General features: G+C 45.2%; 1 protein-coding gene. It reads right to left on the bottom strand.

Going from position 1 to position 389, the window contains the following annotated elements; translation table 11 throughout:
* Nucleotides 1-389: hypothetical protein (locus RMT89_RS41460; RefSeq protein WP_315888926.1), on the bottom strand; the 389-nt coding region annotated here is incomplete at both ends.

Below are 389 nucleotides of genomic sequence, written 5' to 3'. Positions count from 1 at the left end.
GGAGTGTTCTCAACATGGTTCAGAACAGCCTTGGCAACACGTGCACGATATACGGCCTGTGCAAAGATGGACTGGACGTTTGTTGCTTCCTGAATATTAGCGACATTATTATCGACATATTGCTTCATTGCATCGCCTACACCCTCCATAAGAGGACGGATATAGAACGTCAGAACGTTGTTCACCAAAGCATCAAAGTAAGGCTTTGGCATATGGAATTTTTGAGCATTATTGGTCAGCTTCTGTGGTTCCACAGGAGCAGCCTTATACTTACCCGTTGACCGGTCAAAGCTGTAAGCAGTCTTCGTAAGCTTGGTCAAATCCTGCAAGAAGGAAGTTTCTTCAAACAGTCCTTCATTGCGTTCAGCAACCAGTGCATCCAGATCATG

This window comes from Streptomyces sp. P17 (genome assembly GCF_032436805.1).
Lineage (GTDB): Bacteria > Actinomycetota > Actinomycetes > Streptomycetales > Streptomycetaceae > Streptomyces.
This window is presented reverse-complemented; position numbering and strand designations above follow the sequence as displayed.